General features: G+C 51.9%; 15 protein-coding genes. 6 read left to right on the top strand and 9 right to left on the bottom strand.

All coding sequences use genetic code 11. The features are described 5' to 3' along the window. Window positions 1-104: 104 nt before the first annotated feature. The 3 genes from R6242_RS21010 (at window position 105) to R6242_RS21000 (ending at window position 1734) form a co-directional block, all read left to right on the top strand. Window positions 105-374, top strand: coding sequence for a hypothetical protein (locus R6242_RS21010; RefSeq protein ID WP_318430637.1), 270 nt, complete (start codon window positions 105-107; stop codon window positions 372-374). 9 nt (window positions 375-383) lie between these two features. Further along, a complete protein-coding gene (locus tag R6242_RS21005) occupies window positions 384-806 on the top strand; it encodes a hypothetical protein (RefSeq protein ID WP_318430635.1) in 423 nt (140 codons plus the stop codon). Between the two features lie 151 nt (window positions 807-957). Then, the gene (locus R6242_RS21000; RefSeq protein WP_318430634.1) at window positions 958-1734 is read left to right on the top strand and encodes a DNA adenine methylase; all 777 of its coding nucleotides are present in this window, start codon (window positions 958-960) and stop codon (window positions 1732-1734) included. Between the two features lie 235 nt (window positions 1735-1969). Here R6242_RS21000 and R6242_RS20995 read toward each other — a convergent pair whose 3' ends face one another. From R6242_RS20995 to R6242_RS20960, 9 genes are all read right to left on the bottom strand, one after another. Then, entirely contained in the window at window positions 1970-2659 is a 690-nt protein-coding gene (locus R6242_RS20995) for a response regulator (protein ID WP_318430632.1), read from the bottom strand. A gap of 65 nt (window positions 2660-2724) precedes the next feature. Beyond that, window positions 2725-5400 (bottom strand): DUF4118 domain-containing protein, encoded by a 2676-nt coding sequence (locus tag R6242_RS20990; protein ID WP_318430630.1) that lies wholly within the window; start codon window positions 5398-5400, stop codon window positions 2725-2727. 101 nt (window positions 5401-5501) lie between these two features. Further along, window positions 5502-6089 carry a potassium-transporting ATPase subunit KdpC gene (kdpC, locus tag R6242_RS20985; RefSeq protein WP_318430628.1) on the bottom strand — a complete coding sequence of 196 codons (588 nt, stop codon included), beginning with the start codon at window positions 6087-6089 and terminating at the stop codon, window positions 5502-5504. A 375-nt stretch (window positions 6090-6464) separates the two neighbouring features. Continuing rightward, the gene (gene kdpB, locus R6242_RS20980; RefSeq protein ID WP_318430626.1) at window positions 6465-8603 is read right to left on the bottom strand and encodes a potassium-transporting ATPase subunit KdpB; all 2139 of its coding nucleotides are present in this window, start codon (window positions 8601-8603) and stop codon (window positions 6465-6467) included. Window positions 8604-8940: 337 nt separating this feature from the next. Further along, window positions 8941-10752: a potassium-transporting ATPase subunit KdpA gene (gene kdpA, locus R6242_RS20975; protein ID WP_318430624.1), complete on the bottom strand. Its 1812-nt coding sequence runs from the start codon at window positions 10750-10752 to the stop codon at window positions 8941-8943. Continuing rightward, window positions 10752-10829 carry a K(+)-transporting ATPase subunit F gene (gene kdpF / locus R6242_RS22345; RefSeq protein ID WP_412100738.1) on the bottom strand — a complete coding sequence of 26 codons (78 nt, stop codon included), beginning with the start codon at window positions 10827-10829 and terminating at the stop codon, window positions 10752-10754. Before kdpF ends, kdpA begins: the two co-directional genes overlap by 1 nt. Before the next feature lie 458 nt (window positions 10830-11287). Continuing rightward, window positions 11288-11701: a hypothetical protein gene (locus R6242_RS20970; protein ID WP_318430622.1), complete on the bottom strand. Its 414-nt coding sequence runs from the start codon at window positions 11699-11701 to the stop codon at window positions 11288-11290. A gap of 78 nt (window positions 11702-11779) precedes the next feature. After that, on the bottom strand, window positions 11780-13132 hold the full coding sequence (locus tag R6242_RS20965; protein ID WP_318430620.1) for an ATP-binding protein: 1353 nt from the start codon (window positions 13130-13132) through the stop codon (window positions 11780-11782). A 59-nt stretch (window positions 13133-13191) separates the two neighbouring features. Then, window positions 13192-13896 (bottom strand): response regulator, encoded by a 705-nt coding sequence (locus R6242_RS20960; RefSeq protein WP_318430617.1) that lies wholly within the window; start codon window positions 13894-13896, stop codon window positions 13192-13194. Between the two features lie 497 nt (window positions 13897-14393). Between R6242_RS20960 and R6242_RS20955 the strand changes: the two genes are divergently transcribed. The 3 genes from R6242_RS20955 (at window position 14394) to R6242_RS20945 (ending at window position 17393) form a co-directional block, all read left to right on the top strand. Then, window positions 14394-14729, top strand: a complete 336-nt coding sequence (locus tag R6242_RS20955; RefSeq protein WP_318430615.1) for a hypothetical protein — start codon at window positions 14394-14396, stop codon at window positions 14727-14729. Window positions 14730-14822: 93 nt separating this feature from the next. Continuing rightward, window positions 14823-15926, top strand: a complete 1104-nt coding sequence (locus R6242_RS20950) for an efflux RND transporter periplasmic adaptor subunit (RefSeq protein WP_318430613.1) — start codon at window positions 14823-14825, stop codon at window positions 15924-15926. Next, window positions 15927-17393, top strand: a complete 1467-nt coding sequence (locus R6242_RS20945; RefSeq protein WP_318430611.1) for an efflux RND transporter permease subunit — start codon at window positions 15927-15929, stop codon at window positions 17391-17393. Window positions 17394-17502 lie beyond the last annotated feature (109 nt).

Below are 17502 nucleotides of genomic sequence, written 5' to 3'. Positions count from 1 at the left end.
ACAATCGGATCCGTCGCCATTCGCGTCTGAACGACGAGGCACCAGCGGTATTTGCTAAGCAGTTTGAGCTAGAAAATTAGAAATAAACCCAAAGCGTGGTGTCCGTGATTGACGCAGCCCTCAGCTATGCCGCTGGAGGTGGCTCTATTTTAGCCAAAGCAGGAGTCCGTGGCCGAGGGATAGGGTATGGCGCGGGCGCTGCTGGGTCGGCAAGCTCACCAGCTGGCGGCGGGGGTGAAGGGGTTGCACGGTTTAAGGTGGACGTGACTCCTGGTGAAACACTGTTATTTTCCGCTGGGTTGCCAATGGCAAATATGGCAACAATTAGTCCCAATGAGCCAACATGTGGCCATATTCACTTTGAATTTATTTAGGGCAATGCCATGACTCAACTATATGCATATATCCGTGACGGGGTGGTCGCTCATGTCACCAGCACTGTAGGCGAAGAGCTGGCAGGGCTACAGTGCGTGGTACCGCTGATTTTCGGGCATGAGGTTGCCTTGGGCGATCGCTATGACGGCAACGATTTTTACCCTGTAGCGGTGGTGGCACCTACGAAAGTGTTGCTACTCTCGCCACCAGAATTCAAGCTGCTGTTTCTGCCTGCTGAGCGTGTGGCCATAAAGGCGCTACGTGCAACAGATGAATATATCGCGGACTTTTTTAGCATCATTGACGATCCGCGCCTGACACAGGTTGACCTGAGCCTGCAGTCGACCCGCCTAGCGCTAACCTATCTGGAAGAGAAAAAATTGATTACTCCAGCAAGACATGCGGAGATTTTAGGCGGACGGATTAGTTGAAGTAGAAGACAGCGACCAGCCAGGTGTTGGAGCACCCGACTGGCCAGCTAACCCGCAGAATATGCCTGCAAGTCACCCCAAAGACTGCCTAACCGTAGCTACGGAAAGGCAAGCCTAAAGGGTTTTTTCATTATTTGAAAGAGGCTTGCAGATGTTGCAATTAAATACAACACCGATTATTCCTTGGATGGGTGGAAAGCGCAGGTTAGCCAAACACATCCTGCCTTTATTTCCAGAGCACTCATGCTATGTAGAGCCATTTTGCGGCGCGGCCGCGCTCTACTTCTTAAAAGAGCCGGTCAAAGTTGAGGTTATCAACGACGTCAATGGCGAGCTGGTCAACCTATATAGGATAGTGCGGCATCATCTTGAAGAGTTCGTCCGCCAATTTAAATGGGCGCTGACTTCAAGACAGATCTTTAAATGGCTGCAGATTACCCCAGAAGAAACGCTGACCGATATCCAGCGGGCAGCGCGTTTCTTCTATCTACAAAAGATGGCCTTCGGCGGCAAGGTAGATGGTCAGACCTTCGGTACCGCCACCACCACACCGCCAAGGCTGAACTTGCTTAGGTTAGAAGAGGATCTATCAGCAGCTCATTTACGCTTAAGCCGGACGTATATAGAGAATCTGGACTGGGCCGCGTGCATTAAGAAGTACGACCGGGAACACACGCTATTCTATTGTGACCCACCCTATTGGGGCACCGCAGGCTACGGCGTAGAGTTCGGCCTGCATGAGTACCAGCGCATGGCCGAGCTGGCCAAGTCGATCACCGGCCACATGATTATCTCAGTGAACGACATCCCAGAGATGCGGCAAGCATTTGCAGGGTTGACGATAGAGAGAGTGGGCATCAACTACTCGGTCGGCGGCAAAGGCCGCAGCAAAGAAACATCCGGCGAGCTGATCATAAGAAACTTTTAATCACAAAACCAAAGGGGCCATCCGGCCCCTTTGGTGATAAAAGTGAAATTCTTTTGCAAATAGTGGAAAATGTCAGCAACCCATTTATCGCGCACAAACGCGCTAATTTATCGCGCCGCGCTTCAAAAAAAGAGGGCACAGAGAGCCACAGAGAAAGACATGAAGACTTTCTCTGTGAAACTCCGTGTTCTCCGTGGTTCAAAATTTGGGTTTTAAGTGGAGAGATTGCCAAAGCCTAGCTTATCAATCGATACCCAACGCCGGTTTCTGTGACGATATGCTGTGGCAATGCCGGATCAACCTCGAGTTTTTGTCGCAGATGGCCCATATACACGCGTAAATATTGGCTGCTTTCTGAGTGGGATGGTCCCCAAACGGCTTTAAGCAGCTCGCGGTGCGTCAGCACCTTGCCTGGGAATCTAAGCAAAGTAGTTAACAGCCTATATTCGATCGGCGTCAGGTGGACTGGTGCATCACTTTTATAGACCTGACGATTGACCAGATCGATTCTGACTTGGCCAAACTCCTGCACCTGCTGCACACTCTGCCCACGAGCATGGCGGCGTAGCAAAACACGGATTCGTGCTAGGCATTCCGGCACGCCAAAGGGCTTGGTCAAGAAATCATCCGCCCCCGCATCTAGCGCCCTTACCTTTTCGGCCTCTTGCGTTCTGGCCGACAGCACTAAAATGGGGAGCTCGCACCATTCACGCAGCTGGGTAATCACCGCCACGCCGTCCATATCGGGTAGGCCCAAATCTAAAATCACCAAATCTGGCTTGCGGGTGGCGACTTCGATCAGGCCTTTTTTGCCCGTTTCTGCATCAAACACCTGCATGCCTGCATCGATCAGCGATGCCGACAAAAAATGCCGGATCGGTTTTTCATCTTCAATAATGACAACGGTAATTGGAATATCTGACATGCGGACCTTATTTATTTTTCAAACGAGAAAATGAAGAAAGATCTGTAGGCACAAACTTAGGATTTTCAATCTGCACTTTCAAATATCGGTGGTGTGCCCATCGGCAGGGTAAATTCAAATGCTGCGCCGTGTGGGTCTAGATTTCTGGCACTGATTTGCCCACCGTGCGCCAGCACAATGCTGCGGCAGATGGCGAGGCCAAGGCCAACGCCTGGCGCGCCAGATTCGACGGTGCCACGGGTAAATTTATCAAACAAACGCTCGGCTGCGCCTTCTGGTAAGCCTGGGCCATTATCACTGACACAAACCCGCAGCATAGCGCCGTCTTTTTTTGCACTGATCGTCATGATACTGCCAGCAGGCGTATATTTGGCGGCGTTTTCTAGTAAATTAACCAGCACCCGCTCCATCAGCACCGCATCGTATTCCAACATAGGTAGATCAGCGGGCAGCTCAACCTTCACCTGATGCGCATGCAAGCTCGCCCCCGCCACCCTGACCGCCCCGCCTACGGATTCTTCTAGCAACTGCCATTCTTTATTGGGTTTTACGCCCGACTGCAGCTTAGCCATATCCAAGAGATTGCTGACCATATGATTCATTCGCATTGCTTCTTTTTGTAGGCTTTGCGAAATATGCCGCAAGTGTGGCGGCAGCTCGTCTTTATCTAGCAGGCTAGCTAGGCCCACTAAGGTGGTTAGCGGGGTGCGTAAATCATGTGAGACGGCCGACAACACGCCATTACGCAGGCGCTCTGATTCCATTACTACAATGGCGTCTTGCGCCACTTCCACGTAATGCACCCGCTCCAGCGCCAGCGCAATTTGGCTTGCGGCGGTTTCTAGCAGCCTTTGCTGCTCGGGTATAAACACATGTTTGCTGTCCCCAGGCAAAAGCGCCAGCACACCACGGGTGCGCATCGGCGCTTTCAGCGGAATATAAAGTAGAGGCGCGGCAGGCAGGGTGTGGGTTCCCAGCCCTGCTGGCTGCTGATAGTCGTACACCCACTGGGCGATGCCCAAATCGGCATTGGCATGCTCGTGTGATACGCGTACTTTTTCTTCGCTATCAGGAATAAATAGCAGCGTTTTTGATTGAAACAAGCCATCCAGATGACGCACGCTGGTTTCTACAATTTGCGTGGCAGTCAGTGCGCCGGATAGCTCTCTGCTCAGCTCGTATAAAGCCCGCGTACGCCGCTCACGGTAAGTGGCCACCATAGCTTCAAAACGTAGGCGGGATGTCAGATGGCTAATAATTAAGGCCACAGCTAGCATTACGCCAAAAGTCAGCAAATACTGGGTATCTGACACGGTAAACGACATGCGGGGAGCAACAAAAAAGAAATCAAACGACGCCACCGACAATAGCGAAGTCATTACCCCCGCGCCTCGGCCATAGCGCACCGAAACCAGCACTACCGCCAACAGATACAGCATCACCACATTGGCCATATCAAAAATTTGCAGTAGGCCCGCCGCCAGCAGCGTGGTGATGGCCGATGCGCCCAGCGCAGCCAGATAGCCATGGCGCTGCAGCTTAGGTGTTTCTTCATCAAACAACAGGCTATTGGGGGATGAATCTGCCGTGGCCGTGTCGCTCATATCATGCGCCACCACATACACATCTACATCACTGGCCTTTTGCACTAGCCGCTCTGATAAGGGGCGGCGCAAAAAGCGCGATAGATTTTTGCGCTGCGATTTACCCACCACAATTTTGGATACATTACGGCTGCGGGCAAAGGCCAACAGGGTATCCACCAGATCTACCCCTGCCAACACACTGGTTTCTGCGCCGAGTTCCTGCGCCAGCTTCAGCGTTTTTAACACCTGCTTACGCGTAGTCTCGCCTTGGCGCTGCAGCTCAGGCGTTTCTACATACACCACCAAGCAATCGGCGTGCAAGCTGGCAGCAAGGCGGCAGGCATTGCGGATCAGCTTATCGCCACCGGAATACGGCCCGATGCTAATGAGTAAGCGTTCATGCGCCTGCCAAACCGGCTGGATAGATTGATCCGCCCGGTACGCACGCATTTGGGCATCCACCCGATCGGCCGTGCGGCGCAAGGCCAGCTCGCGCAGTGCCAGTAAATTACCTTTACGAAAGAAATTTTGGCTGGCGCGGGTGGCCTGCTCAGGCCGATAAACCTTGCCCTCGGCGAGGCGCAGCAACAGCTCATCTGGCGGCAAATCCACCAGCGTAACCTCATTGGCCGCGTCAAATACGTGGTCTGGCAGCGTTTCGCGCACCACAATGCCGGTAATCTGCCCAACCACATCGTTTAGGCGCTCTAAGTGCTGCACATTCAACGAGGTGTAAACGTCAATCCCCGCCGCCAACAGCTCTTCCACATCTTGCCAGCGCTTGGGGTGGCGCGAACCTGCCACATTGGAGTGCGCCAGCTCATCAATCAGAATCAGCGTTGGCTTTAAGGCCAGTGCGGCGTCTAAATCAAACTCCGGCAGCCATTGACCGCGATATTCAATTTTGGCCGCAGGCAAAACTTCTAAGCCTTGTAGCTGAGCGGCGGTTTCGCTGCGGCCATGCGTTTCGACCACTCCCACCAACACACCCACGCCTAGGCGCTGCTGCACATGGCCCGCCGCCAGCATGGCAAAAGTTTTGCCCACACCGGCACACGCGCCAAAGAAAATCTTCAAACGCCCACGCGCAGCCAGTTGATCGGTGCGCTTGATTTTATCGAGCAGGGAATCAGGATCGGGGCGAGTATCGGTCATTATTGGCTTGTGGGTAATGGGAGGGGGCGGGAGTTAAAGACCTAAAATCTGTAGACACAGAGGGCGGGAGAACACAGAGTCTACAGACCTTTTTTAAGCGACTACTTCGCCAGTGGGTATTGCTGATCCAGTGCGATATTCAGCTTCAGCACATTGACACGTGGCTCGCCAAATACACCAAACTGACGACCCTCCGTGTTTTCTGCCAACAGTTTACTCACTTTATCGCTTGATAGCTTACGTACTGCCGACACCCGCTCTAATTGGTATTGAGCAGCGGCGATGCTGATATGCGGGTCAAGGCCACTGGCCGATGCCGTTACCAAATCAACGGGGATACTACCCGCTTGGCCAGGATGGGCTTTTTTCAGTGCTTCAACCCGTGCTTTTATAGCATCTAGCAAGGCTGGATTGGTTGGGCCTAAGTTAGCGCCACTAGAGCCATTGCCGTTATAAGCCATCGGGCCAGTGGCAGATGGTCGGCCCCAGAAGTACTGCGGCTCGCTAAAATTCTGGCCGATCAGGCTAGAGCCAACCGTCTTGCCTTGATCTGAAATAAGGCTGCCATTAGCCTGGTCAGGCATAGTGGCTTGAGCAATGCCAGTTACCATGAGTGGATAAGCCAAGCCAGTAACAACTGAAAGCAGGGCAAAAATTACAAGAGCGGGTCTTAGTTGGGCATTCATCATTAATCCTTGTGCTAACCTTACGGGTTGCTTCAAAGGTAAATCACTCAATAAAGCGGCCAGCCAAGCTGGCTCGCCACATCAGAAATCACTACGCCACAGCACTGTTTTGCAACAGCGGCACAGGGTTTTACAACGCACAGCAGACAAATATTCAGCCGCTAAGGGGTGGAAGGCACCACAGCGGAAACACCCCACTTCCCCCTCCCCCTTGCATGCAGCGTGCTTGGCTAAATATTCACTGAGAGTGGGGGAGCGCCGCCAGCACCAGCTGGCGCAACGCCACACCCCGTAGGCCAACAGCAGCATGACAACAATGAGCAGTGCATTCCCAATTATGTCCATACGCCAGTCCTATCGCTTTAAAAGCAGGCCTTTTTAAACCCAGCCCATTGCACCTAATGCCATATCAATCAGTTTAATTCCGGCAAAAGGCACTAATAAACCACCCAAACCATAAACTAAGAGATTATTTCTCAGTAATTGCGCAGCGGCCTGAGCGCGGTACTTCACGCCTTTTAATGCCAAAGGAATTAAAAACATAATAATCAGCGCATTAAAAATCACCGCCGACATCACGGCTGAATTCGGGCTATTTAATCCCATAACATTTAGCGCGCCCAATTGCGGGTAAGTCGATACAAACGCTGCGGGAATAATGGCAAAGTATTTGGCTACATCATTGGCAATACTAAAGGTGGTTAATGAGCCGCGTGTCATCAGCATTTGCTTGCCAATTTCTACAATCTCAATCAATTTGGTGGGATTAGAATCCAAATCCACCATATTGCCGGCCTCTTTAGCCGCTTGCGTACCGGTATTCATGGCTACCGCCACATCAGCCTGCGCCAGCGCTGGGGCATCATTGGTGCCGTCACCGGTCATGGCCACCAATTTACCTTCGGCTTGATACTGGCGAATCATGGCGAGCTTGGCTTCAGGCGTGGCTTCTGCCAAGAAATCATCCACACCGGCTTCGGCCGCAATGGCGGCAGCGGTCAGCGGATTGTCACCCGTGATCATGATGGTTTTAATCCCCATCTGGCGCAGCTCGGCAAAGCGCTCTTTAATCCCGCCTTTCACGATGTCTTTTAGCTCGATCACGCCCATCACCTTAGCGCCATCGCTCACCAGTAAAGGGGTTGAGCCACGGCGGGCGATTTCATCGGCGATCTTGCCAACCGCTTCAGGGAATGCACCGCCCATATTGGCCACGTGTTTTTTAATAGCGTCGATCGCCCCCTTGCGGATTAAGCGCTCATCGTAATTCACGCCGCTCATACGGGTTTGCGCAGTAAAAGGCACAAACTCAACGGCGTGGCTTAAGAGCTGGCGCTCACGCAGATTAAATTTTTGCTTGGCCAGCACCACAATACTGCGCCCTTCTGGAGTTTCATCGGCGAGGGACGCCAATTGCGCAGCGTCCGCTAGCTCTTCCATGGTCACACCAGGCGCGGGCACAAAGGCGGAAGCCTGACGATTACCCAGTGTGATGGTGCCGGTTTTATCCAGCATCAACACATCCACATCCCCCGCCGCTTCTACCGCACGGCCCGATGTGGCGATTACATTGGCCTGCATCATGCGGCTCATCCCTGCTACACCAATGGCCGACAATAAAGCGCCAATCGTGGTGGGAATCAAACACACCAAGAGTGCAATCAGCGCCGTAATGGTAATCGGTGAGCCGCTATGCCCCGCCGCCACGCTAAATAGCGAGAATGGCAGCAGCGTGATGGTCACCACCATAAACACAATGGTCAGTGCCACCAGTAAAATCGTCAGGGCAATTTCATTCGGTGTTTTCTGACGCTTAGCGCCTTCTACCATCGCAATCATGCGATCCAGAAAAGCCTCACCCGGATTCACGCTAACACGCACCACCATCCAATCAGAAAGCACCCGTGTACCGCCGGTTACCGCAGTAAAGTCACCGCCCGATTCACGAATCACCGGTGCAGATTCACCGGTAATGGCCGATTCATCCACCGAAGCCACGCCTTCAATCACTTCGCCATCGGCAGGAATCACATCACCGGCTTCCACCAGAATGTAATCACCTTTACGCAGGCTAGCGCTGTCGCTGATTGATTTGCCATATTTGCGGCCAGGGCCGGACAATCTCTTAGCAACTACATTTTTCTTGGTGTTTCTTAAAGAAGCAGCCTGCGCCTTGCTGCGGCCCTCTGCCAAGCTTTCAGCGAAGTTGGCAAACAACACGGTAAACCACAGCCATGCCGACACACCGGCAATAAAGCCTGTCGCCGCTTCACCTTGGCCAAGCAAAGCCTGAATCAGCAGCAGCGTGCTTAAAATACTGCCCACATACACCACAAACATCACGGGGTTTTTAAGCTGAGTTTGAGGCGCTAGCTTTTTAAATGAATCAATGATCGCCGGCCCAATCAGCTGTGGATCGAGCAAAGAGAGTTTTTTATTTGCAGGCTGTGCCGCCACAACAGCAGCCGGTATAGGCGCTGCGGCGGGCTTAGTACGATTCACTTCTGTAGTATTCATCGCTTTTTACCATGTGTAGGGCGGGTGCAACCCGCCGAAGCCTAAATCATTTAAGGCATTTGTTTAGTGCCTGCGGCACGGTGGTTTTGGTGCGGCAGCCACCGCGTGGGCCTTCCTTTCTTGCTTTGCCAAGAAACGAAGCCAAAGAAGGCGACCCCGGCGTCTGCGCCCCACTACGCGGGGTTCCCTCTCTGCGGACAATCGGCATGGCGTCAATTCAACTCGCTTCGCTCAAACACGAATTGACGACTACCCCATGCCGCTTGTTCCTCGCTAGGCTGGACTCAGGGGCTTCCAAAGCCCTATGCAAGCAGCGCAAAATTAAAACCCAAAACTGTTATTTTACTGGTGCAATCATCTGCAAATGCTCTGCCACCGGGCCTAGTGCCAGTGCGGGTACGTAATTCAAAGCCCCCACCAACAACACGGTTCCGACCAACAGCACCACAAATAAAGGCCCATGCGTTGGTAGCGTTCCGCCTGTAGCGCTAAGGCGCTTTTTAGCGGCTAAAGAGCCTGCCATTGCCAGCACCGGCACAATAATCAAAAAGCGCCCAAACCACATCGCAATACCCAGCATCACGTTGTAAAACGGGGTATTAGCCGATAAGCCAGCAAACGCGCTGCCATTGTTATTGGCGGCCGAAGTAAATGCGTACAGCACTTCACTTAAACCGTGCGCACCTGGGTTTAAAATCCCCGCAGTGCCATCCGTCACCATCAGCGCAATCGCTGTGCCCGTTAGCACCAAAATGGGCGTAACCAGAATCGTCAACGCGCTCATCTTCATTTCAAAGATTTCAATCTTTTTGCCTAAGTATTCAGGCGTGCGGCCCACCATCAACCCAGCAATAAACACCGCTAAGATGGCAAACACCAACATGCCATACAGACCCGAGCCCACGCCACCAAACACCACTTCACCCAGCTGCATCAATGCCGTTGGCACCAGTCCGCCCAGTGGCGTTAGCGAATCATGCATCGCGTTTACCGCACCGCAAGACGCCGAGGTGGTCACCGCAATAAACAGCGACGTTGCCGTAATCCCAAAGCGGGCTTCTTTGCCTTCCATATTGCCGCCAGCTTGCGTCACGCTGGCCATTTGATCCACACCTAAGCCAGCCAAACCGGTCGTGCCTTTTTGCTCGGCATAAACCAACACGGCGTACATGGCGACAAAGATCAGGCTCATCGCGGCAATAATGGCCCAGCCTTGGCGGCGATCGCCCACCATGCGGCCAAACACAAAGCACAGCGCCGCAGGAATAATGAAAATAGCTAACATTTGTAAAAAATTAGTAAGTGGCGTTGGGTTCTCAAAAGGATGCGCCGAGTTGGCATTAAAGAACCCGCCCCCATTGGTACCTAGCAACTTAATCGCTTCTTGCGATGCCACTGGGCCCATAGCCAGCGTCTGGGTATGGCTAACCACGTCTTCCAATACCGGCGCGCCCTTAGCGTCTTTGATGATTTCACCTTGCGCATCGTGCTTAGGCTGCTGGAAAGAGCTGGCCTGTACGGTTTGCACTTCTTTATATGCAGATAAATTTTGAATCATGCCCTGGCCCACAAACACCAGTGACAGCAGCAAAGCAAGCGGCAGCAAAATATATAAAGTGGAGCGGGTCATATCCACCCAAAAGTTCCCCACCGTGCTGGCGCTATGCCTTGCAAAACCACGAATTAACGCAATCACCACAGCAATACCGGTTGCGGCAGATAAGAAGTTTTGCACCGTTAAACCCAGCATTTGCGTGAGGTACGACATAGTGGTCTCACCGCCGTACCCCTGCCAGTTGGTGTTAGTCACAAAGGAAATGGCCGTATTTAAGGCCGAATCTGGGCTAATCGCCCCCAAAGCCTGCGGGTTAAACGGTAAACCACCTTGCACGCGTTGCAGCAGATATAAAGCCGCCCCGCCGACAAAATTAAACAGTAGCAGGCTGAAGGCGTAAGACTTCCAACCCGTTTCTTGGCTGGACTGAATTCCAGCCAAACGATAAATGCCGTTTTCAATCGGCTTTAAAATACGCAAAGGACCATTGATTTCTCCTCGCATGACTTTAGTCATCACAGCCGCAAGCGGCCAAGAGAGCAGCAGCAAGACCAATAAAAATAGCCCTAGCTGGAACATTGCATCGCTAGTCATTAAAAACGCTCCGGCTTAAACAAGGCATAAAAAAGGTAAACAAGCAGTGCCGCAGCAACGGCCAGAATCAGCAGCATCATGCTTCACCGCCTAAGCGGCTACACGCCACCACCAGCAAGGCGGGGCACGCCGCAAATACACATAAAGCGCCAAAATAGATCAGATCCATGGGGTAGCCATAAAAGAAGTTGACCCATGCACTGTATGGAAAACGGTGTAAAGACTTTGCTAAAAACAAGGGGATGGGTATAAAAATTGTATAAAGATTATAAAAAAGGTATCTAAATAGGCGGCGGGGAGCAAAGCAGTGTCGCGGCAAAAGGAAGCTCTGCATCTGCAGCAGCCCTCTCGGCTTTGGCTCAACAAATGCGGGGTGCGGTGTTGCGCTTCAATTTGACATAACTGATGCTACGCAGTTTAAAGATGGCTTAATTGCAAAAATAACAGATATAAGCTGAGCCATTTATTACTTCTCTCTTTATTAAAGGGCAAGCTACGCCCATTTATGCTCACTGATCTAGTGATCTAATTATTTTCAAGCTGCAGTATTAATTTTCCTTCCCGGCTCTGCCGCCGTTTGCTTAAGCACATCCAAAATATGCTGATAAATACCCATACCCTGCGCGTCATTTCTGGATTGACAGGCGCGTACGCTTTCTTTGGCGTAATCAATAAAATTCCACTTCTTAGATTGAGCACTAACGTCATCGGCACGTGGCGAGCCATCTTCATTGATATTGAGATGAGACAACATGATCGCGCCAAGCTCATGCAGGCTAATTTTGCCGTCGTTGTATAAATCCGTGGCCAATTTTGCCGCTTCTTTATCTGTCATATTGCTGGGATCATATTGGCTAGAATCACCAGCCGGAGTATCGGGCTGATAAGGTATTTTAGGGCGTAGATGGGCGGGTAAAATACTAAGAGGGGTGGCTGCAGAAATATTCATTTCAAGTTCCTTGGTTTTTGCTTATTTAAATAGAAAGCAAAAACTAAGCCATAAAAAGTACATCCAAAAGCAAACCACTTACAAGGGTAAGCGAATCACAGCGTTTAAGCCCCCACCTAGGCGATTACTCAAAGATATTTCCCCGCCGTGGGCACGGATGATGGCGCGGGAGATAGCCAGCCCTAAGCCACTGCCACCCGTATGACGGGAACGGGAGGTTTCTAGGCGTACATAAGGCTCAAACACGCGTTCTAAATCCGCCTCAGCGATGCCCTCTCCTTGATCGGCTATCGAAACGATCACCATCCCAGCCTGCACTTGTACCGAGACATCAATCTCTGCGCCACCGTAGCGCAGTGCGTTATTCAGTAAATTGCCTAGGCAACGCCTAAGCGCTTGCGGGCAGCCCATGATAACGGGGCGGCTATGCCCGCTTAAGCTGATTTGCGCCCCCAGCGCTTCCATATCGTCGATCACGCCTTCTAGCAAATCCATAAAATGCAATTTAACACCGGCCTCAGCGCTGCTGCCTGCCCGTAAAAAAGCCAGCGTGTCGGCGATCAAGTCTTCCATTTCTTCTAAATCGCGCTCAATCGCGATGTTTTGCGAGGGGTCTTGTAGCTTTTCTAGGCGTAAACGCACACGGGTAATAGGCAAGCGTAAATCGTGGGAAATCCCGGCCAACATTTGCGAGCGAGAACCTAAATAATGCTTCAGCGCGCATTGCATGCTATTAAATGCACGGGCCAGATGAACGACTTCTGTTGGCCCTGTTTCGGGCAAGGCGGGCTGGTGCAGGTTTTTTGCTAGCCCTTCTGATGCAGCGGCAAAAACAGACAGCGGCTTAGTGAGCCGACGTACCGCCCAAATTGAAAGCAACGCGGCTGCCAGCGCCACTAAGGCCAGCCAGCCCACAATGCGCCAAGGCTCCCGAATCAGCACATTGCCCAGTTTAGATGAATGAAACGTAGCGACCGTGCCATCCGCCAACTGCCCTTGCAGCGTCACCATCATTAACGCGCCTTCAGTGAGCTCGCTCCATGCAGCATCCTTTGGGCCATGCAGCGCTTCGTATTTGATCGACACCACTTGCACTCGCTCTGGCTTACGCAACTGAGCCCGCACCAGCGATTCAAAATGCCGCGTATCTGGTGTTTCTACTTCAGGAGTCAACCAGTCTCCCCCCAACTCCACCTTATTAATTGGATTACTTAATGCGGTAAGCAAGCGCGGGCGAAAAGCATCAGGCGTTTCACTCAGCACATTCAAGGCGCTGGCCATATGCTGGGCCACGTATTCGGTTCGCAAAGCGTAAGCCAGCCTAGCTCTATCATTAAGCACCAGCCAGATTCCAGCGGCATTGGCGATAAACAGCCCTGTGAGCATCACCAGCAACATTTGACCAAATAGTGTTTTAGGCCAAAAGCGCATTAATCCCCCCTTAAACCTGCCGCCGTGAGCAACACCAAGAGCGCTGATTATCCGCCGCATCAACAAGCCTCCACCTTACATGCCAACATATAGCCGCTGCTGCGCAGGGTTTTAATCAGCAGCGGCTCGCGTGCATCGTCGCCAAGGCGGCGGCGCAAGCGGCCTATCATCACGTCAATCGTGCGATCAAATGGCCCCACCTCTTTGCCATTAATAGCATCCATCAGCTGATCTCTTGATAAAACTCGGTTGGGGTTTTCTGCCAGCATTTGCAATAGCCGGTATTCCCCAGTAGATAGCACCACCACCACGCCATCTGCACCTAATAAATATTGCGCGGCCAGATCCAGCTCCCAGCCTGCAAAACGCAGCCGCCGCGCCTTGGTCGCCATCGCTGATTCAGGAGCACGGCGCAAAATACTTTTGATGCGCGCCAAGAGCTCTCTAGGGTTAAATGGCTTGGGCAGATAATCATCCGCGCCCATTTCTAAGCCAATAATTCGATCCAGCTCATCGCCACGGGCCGTAAGCATCAACACGGGCAGCTGAGAATTCACCCTTAAATTACGACAGAGCGTTAGCCCATCTTCCCCCGGCAGCATGATATCCAAAATCAGCAAATCAAACGTCACCGCCGCCATAGCCGTCAACATGGCATCGCCATCCCCCACCGCAGTGACACGATAGCCCTGAGCCACTAAATAATCGCTAAGTAGCGCACGCAAATCTGCATCATCATCCACCAAAATTAAATGTGCGCTCATTCACCACCTCAGTATTTTTGATCACAACGCGCTTTAATCCATGCAAGGAAAAAGCGTCCACGAAGACACAATATTTTTTAAATATGCGGATTTCAAACTCCCGCCTCAAATGTAAGAAGCATGTTTTTATGCCCTACGCGCATCAAGGTAGGCGTTTGCCATAATCTAGCCAGAGATATTAGCAAGCGCCGAATCATCGTAGGGCGGGTGAAACCCGCGTACTTTTCAGTATTGCTCGCGGGTTTCACCCGCCCTACACGCCGCATATGCCATTGGCTTGGCACTATACGAAGAGGCATGACACTACCGCACGGGCACAGCTATGTACCTACGCTACGCATATCTTGTTTCCTATAAGAGCATAACCCGCCCACCCCCAAGGGAACGACAGCAAATGAGCGCTGTTTACACGCCATTTACAAAAAGAGCCGCCAAGCCATCAAGCGGTTTACATAGGCACGGTTTAATGGCTCCACACCTTTAACAGGAAAGCAGCCATGAACAAATCTATTCTTGCCCTCACCATCAGTGCCAGCCTCGCCCTTTCTGCCTTTGCCAGCGCAGCGGGTGCGACTCCCTTTAAAGAGCCAAGCCGTCCAGCAATGAATCACGTTCATTCGGAAAAAGCCGCAAACCCAAGTCAAACAAACCACGCTCAAGCCAAATCACCCACTAAAACGCCGAGAATTATTCCCTTCACGCAACGTGCCCGCCCGCCCATGGAGGCACAAGCCCACAGCAAGCCACATTCAGCGGCAAAGGAAGCTAAATCAGGGGAAGTCACGCCGGCGGATATGCACCCAGGCCGGCTTAAGCGCACCGAATACCGATAAACCCAAGCCAGCCACTCAGCATTACTTCGCCCCTTTTGGTCAGTCAGCAAGCCCCGGTTCACGGGGCTTTTTATTTGCAACGAGAGTTCGATAATGCCCAACACACCCAAAGCGCTTCCCTTTTGCTTGGCCCTGCTCCTCTGCGCCTGCAACTCTGCACCCACACTCACAGCCACGCCTCTAACGGAAGTGACGGCACTTCTGATCCAGCCGCACGATATTGCCATGCGCTCAACATTTGTCGGAGAAACCTCCGGCGTGCGAGATGTGGAAGTGCGTGCACAGGTTGGCGGCATTTTGCTAAAGCGCACTTTTACCGAGGGCTTGTCAGTCAAACAAGGGCAGGTTTTATTTGAGATTGACCCAGAGCCTTACAAAGCAGAATTGGATTTAGCCCAAGGGGAGCTAGCTCGGCAGCAAGCCATGTTAGATAAAGCCAAAGCGGATAAAGATCGCATTACCCCGCTATTTAAAGAGAATGCGGTTTCTAAAAAAGACAACGATGATGCCATCAGCGCATTTGCCGCGGCACAGGCCAGCGTGCAAACGGCGCAAGCCAAGCTCAAAACCGCCGCACTTAATTTAAGCTACACCAAAGTCACCGCCCCTATTGCGGGCATCAGCAGTAAAGAAGCGCAATCAGAAGGCAGCTTGATCAGCAGCAGCTCGCCACTGCCACTCACTACTATTTCGCAAATATCACCGCTCTATGCCAATTTCTCGGTAGCAGAGCAAGATCATCAGGCTTTTAACCAAGCACTGGCATCCGGCTCAAGCAGCAAATTAAACACCCAAATCATGCTGGCAGATGGCACGGCCTATCCCTTAAAGGGGCTGATCAATTTTCAGGATAACCGCATTGATCCGGCTACTGGCACCATCAATATGCGGGCGCAATTTGATAACCCCAAAGGCACACTGCTACCCGGCCAATTTGTACGCGTGATTGTAGACCATGGCGTTCGCCAGCAAGCCATCACCATTCCAGAGCGCGCCATTGTTCAGCTGCAAGCGGAAAAACGCGTTATGACGCTCAATGACAAAAACATCGTTGAATCGCGCAAAGTGCAGCTAGGGGAAAGCATAGGACACGAAGTGATCGTGCAATCTGGCCTAAAAGCGGGTGAGCGCATTATTGTTGATGGCTTAGTCAAAGTACGCCCGGGGCAACAAGTCAGCATTAAAAAGGAGGGCTAAATGTTTTCTAAATTCTTCATTAACCGGCCCATCTTTGCCACGGTGATTTCAATTGTGATTGTGCTGGCAGGCTTAGCCGCCATGTTTTCTCTGCCCATTCAGCAATATCCCAATATCGTGCCGGCCGTTGTTTCCGTGAGCGCCAACTACCCAGGCGCCACTGCCGAAACCATTGCCCAAACCGTGGCATCTCCGCTAGAGCAGCAAATTAACGGCGTAGATAATATGCTGTATTTGCAATCCAAATCGGCAGCCAACGGGCAAATGAGCATGAATGTCTATTTTGCTATCGGCACCGATCCCGACCAAGCCACCATTGATGTTAATAATCGCGTACAAGCGGCGCTCGCTAAAATGCCAGACGAGGTAAAACGCCAAGGCGTCACCGTTAGAAAAAAATCCACCGAAGTGCTATCGGTGATCTCCTTAGGCTCGCCCACCGGCCAATATGATCGTAACTTTATTGCCAACTACGCCTTACTCAATATTCTGGATGATCTAAAACGCATCCCCGGCGTGGGGGATGCCAATATGATGGGCGGCACCGATTACGCCATGCGGATTTGGCTAAAGCCCGATCGCTTGGCCCAACTCAAGCTTACGCCTGCCGATGTGGTAAAAGCCGTGCAGGAGCAAAACTCACAATTTGCAGCGGGCAAGCTGGGGGCAGAGCCAGATCATGATCCGGTTGATTTCACCTACACCATCAACGCAAAAGGCCGCCTCACTGATCCCAAAGAATTTGAAGCGATTATTGTGAAATCCATGCCCGATGGCGCAAAAATCCGACTCAAAGACGTGGCTCGTGTAGAAATGGGGGGCAATGATTATGATATTTCCGGCATGCGTAATGGCAAACCATCCGTAGGGCTAGTGACCTATGCCCAGCCGGGCGCTAATGCGCTGGATGTATCCAAAGCCATTGCCAACAAAATGCAGGAGCTCTCTACGCGTTTCCCTCAGGGCATGGACTACGCCATTCCTTACGACACTACTAAATTTGTTAAAACCTCAATCGAGAAAGTAGTCACCACCCTGCTTGAAGCGATGGTACTGGTGTTTTGCGTGGTGTATTTATTCTTGCAAAATTTCCGCGCCACGCTGATTCCCTGCATTGCCGTACCGGTTTCCCTGCTCGGCACTTTTGCCGGCTTAGCCATGTTTGGTTTTTCTATCAATCTGCTCACCTTATTTGGCATGGTATTGGCCATTGGTATTGTGGTGGACGACGCAATTGTGGTACTGGAAAACGTCGAGCGGATTATGCGCGAGACTGGCTGCGCCGCCAAAGACGCGTCGATTCAAGCCATGCAGGAAGTCTCCGGCCCTGTAGTAGCGATTGTGCTGGTGCTGTGCGCGGTGTTTTTGCCCGTGGCCTTTATGAGCGGCATGACGGGGGTGATGTATCAGCAATTTGCCATCACAATTTCAATCTCGGTGATTATTTCTGGCATTGTGGTAGAGTAGAGAGCAGGTTTTCACCTACCCTCCCTCATCAAACCGTGCATGCGATTTTCCCGCACACGGCTTTCCGATGTTCTTCACATCAAGCATGCGCTAATTTCCAACCTGCTGT

Source organism: Iodobacter sp. CM08, assembly GCF_033446605.1.
Lineage (GTDB): Bacteria > Pseudomonadota > Gammaproteobacteria > Burkholderiales > Chitinibacteraceae > Iodobacter.
The sequence above is the reverse complement of the archived record's forward strand: the minus strand, read 5'-3'. Positions and strand labels throughout refer to the sequence as shown.